The organism is Halomonas sp. BM-2019 (assembly GCF_017584085.1).
In genome coordinates, this window is sequence record NZ_CP071922.1 from 781,808 (window position 1) to 784,600 (window position 2,793).

The 2,793-nt window shown below is 68.8% G+C and carries 3 protein-coding genes and 1 pseudogene; 1 reads left to right on the forward strand and 3 read right to left on the reverse strand.

Annotated features, from left to right (window positions below):
• Both J5F18_RS03995 and J5F18_RS04000 read right to left on the reverse strand, forming a co-directional pair.
• Nucleotides 1-76, reverse strand: a 76-nt coding sequence (locus tag J5F18_RS03995) for an adenylyltransferase/cytidyltransferase family protein (protein WP_346302168.1), incomplete at its 3' end; no start/stop codon positions are given.
• Nucleotides 76-1,965 (reverse strand): beta-ketoacyl synthase, encoded by a 1,890-nt coding sequence (locus J5F18_RS04000; protein ID WP_346302169.1) that lies wholly within the window; start codon nucleotides 1,963-1,965, stop codon nucleotides 76-78. The genes J5F18_RS04000 and J5F18_RS03995, both read right to left, overlap by 1 nt.
• 298 nt (nucleotides 1,966-2,263) lie before the next feature.
• On the opposite strand from J5F18_RS04000, the gene J5F18_RS04005 reads away from it, so the two are divergent.
• Nucleotides 2,264-2,458, forward strand: coding sequence for a hypothetical protein (locus J5F18_RS04005; protein ID WP_346301040.1), 195 nt, complete (start codon nucleotides 2,264-2,266; stop codon nucleotides 2,456-2,458).
• A gap of 66 nt (nucleotides 2,459-2,524) precedes the next feature.
• Here J5F18_RS04005 and J5F18_RS04010 read toward each other — a convergent pair.
• Nucleotides 2,525-2,793, reverse strand: a pseudogene (locus J5F18_RS04010) (transporter); the annotation flags it as partial.

A 2,793-nucleotide genomic window follows, 5' to 3' on the forward strand; every position in this document is an offset into this window, starting at 1 on the left:
GCGAGGCGCGCTCGATCAGGTCGAAGTGGCCGTTGGTGATGGGGTCGAAGGTGCCGGGGTATACCGCGATGTTCATCAGTCGTCTGCGTCCGGTAGTCGTCCGTAGGGGTTGTCCACTGCCAGGGAGACGGGGCGCGCATAGCCGGGAATCTGCAGGCTCTCGGCGCTCATGGTGAGCTCGGGCCCTTCCAGCACCCCCTCGCCGAAGCGGTAGCGGGCCGTGAACTCGCCCCGGTCGGCACGGCGGTGATAGTCGGCGGCGGTCTCGCGGGTCGTCTCGCGCCGGGCCTGCCAGGCGGCCACCGCGGCCTCGCCGTGGCGGGCCCGCAGCAGCCGCTCGGTGGCCGACGGGGAGAGCACCACACCGGTGGCGTTGTTGCCGCCGAAGCCCTTGGCGTTGATGAAGGCGGCATCGGCCGCGAAGCGGATCGGTTCTCGAGAGAGCCGCAGCCGATCGGCATGGACATCATCGGCGACGGCGTCGAGGGTGACGATGCCGGGCAGCAGGCCGTGGGCGAAACTGCCCAAGGCGCTGGCGAGCTGGTCGCCGGCGGCGCTGCCCTGGGAGTGGCCGACATAGGCCTTGACCGCCACCACCGGCCAGTCGGTGATGCCGTTGGCCCGGGCCACCAGGTCGAAGACATGGGATTCGGTCACCCGGTTCTTGGGCGTGCTGGTGCCGTGGGCATGCAGGAAGGTGCGCTCGCGCAGCGCGCGCTCGCCGAGCAGGTCGCGAACCAGGGCGGCGGCCTTGCCCAGGGTGATGTAGTTGCCGATGCCGGGGGCCGAGATGGAGCGCTTCCAGCCATCGGCGTTGACGAACACCGCCGGCACGCTGCCCAGGATCTCGGCACCCGTCTCCAGGGCCAGGCTGTCGTCCATCAGCATCACGAACTGGCTGGACTCGGCGATGGTGAAGCCGCAGTTGCGGGCAAAGGGGCGGCAGGCGCGCTGGTAGTCGGCGTCGGTGAGCAGCGTGAGGGCATCCAGCGCCTTGAGGCTGTCGTCATCGGCCAGCGCCCCCATGGCCCGGAAGCCCTCGATGATCTCGGGGGTCACCGGGGCATCGGCGGTGCCGACCATCACCATCCGGCGACGGCCGGCCTGGATATCGTCGACCCCCAGGCGCAGATTGTAGAGGAAGCTGGCGCAGGCGCCCAGCGCCGCGCCGGTGCCGCCCACGCTGCCCAGCACATAGGCGTTGAGGAAGTCGGCGGGCATCTGGCCGTAGCCCAGGGGCATCTGCTTGGAGGTGGCACGGTTGCCGGAGACGAAGCTCTTGAGCAGGCCGCCCCAGCCCTCGTCGTCGAGCTGGCCGATGGAGTTGCCGGCGTAGACGGCGACCTCGTCGGGGTCCAGGCGGTCGCGCAGCCCATCCCAGGAGAGGCCGCTGTCGCCCAGGCAGTCGCTGGCGGCGAAGATCGCCATGGAGAGGCCCCGCGGATGGTGCACGCTGCGATAGAGCCGGCTGGGCTCGAAGCCGGTGGGGAGCTGGCCGGCGGCGCGCACCTGGGCCGGGCGGTGCTCCGGCAGCATCACGTCCATCTTGCCGGCGGGAACGGTGACTTCCAGGGTGTGGCGGTCCAGCTCGCGCACCTGCCAGGTGGGCGGCAGGTCGTCGGGAAGCTGGCGCCGGCGCAGGCGGAAGCTCAGGGGCGTGTCCAGCTCCAGACTGGCGCGGCGGTTGGCCGGAATGCCCTCGTCATTGAAACGGGGATCCTCGATGCGGCGGATCAGGGTGTGATCGAGCACCGGCTGACGGATCTGCTCGACGATCGCGGAGGCGTTGAGCTCATGCCCGTCGGCGTCCTGCCAGGTGCCCTCTACGCCCGCGCTGGCCAGGCGCATCAGGGCAGCCAGGCTCAGCAGGGTGCGGGCCTGGTCCTCATCGGGCAGGGCGTCGAGTACGGTGCGACGAAACGCCTGGTGGCCCGAGGCTCTGCCGGCGGGGTTGATGCCGCCCATGCCGACGATCACCGGTAAATGTGACAAGCCGGATTCCTCGTTGTGCTGTTGATGTCTACGTTTCGTTTACAGGTATCAGGGCATGGATCATAGCACTCGCCCGGCGGCGTCGTCATGCGAGTGGTCATGGGTGCGCCTCGCCGAGGCGCACCCTTTTTTTCTCCTTGTATTCGCGGTAGTGCCAATGGTTACAAGGCGTTTCAGGAGTTGGTGGTGGTGCCACGCTGTCTCGGCTAGGGTGGAGAAGGGCCACCCGCCGTGGTTCCTTTCCAGGATGATTCTCAGGAGGAGAGACCCCATGACGCACGAGATGCTCAAGAAGCTCGGGCTGGCGCTGCTGGTCGGCATGCTGGCGGCCGGCCTGGTCGGTTGCCAGGATGACCCCGGCCCCGCCGAGGAGGCTGGCCAGGAGATCGACGAGGCCATGGAAGACGCCGGCGAGGGCGTCGAGGAGATGGGCGAGTCCATCCAGGATGCTGCCGAGGGCGACTGACGGCCGGTGGGATCCTGATACGGCAAGGCCGGGCGATCTCGCCCGGCCTTGCCGTGTCGGGTTGGCTTATCCGTTCTGTTCGATGCCCTGCACGTACCAAGGGGCGCCGTCGCGCAGGTCGCGCACCAGGTGCCAGGTCTCGTTGAACTCGTTGTGCTCGCCGTTCTCGTCGAGGATGCCGTGGAAGATCACCGTGGCCTCGGCCTGCTGGCCGACCTCCTGGACCATGCCTAGCTCGGCGAACAGGCGCACCACCTCGGTGCGGTTGTTGGCCGGGTGCCTGTCACGCTCGGCGCGCAGCAGGTTGTAGAGCTCCGGGGTCACGTACTCCTGGA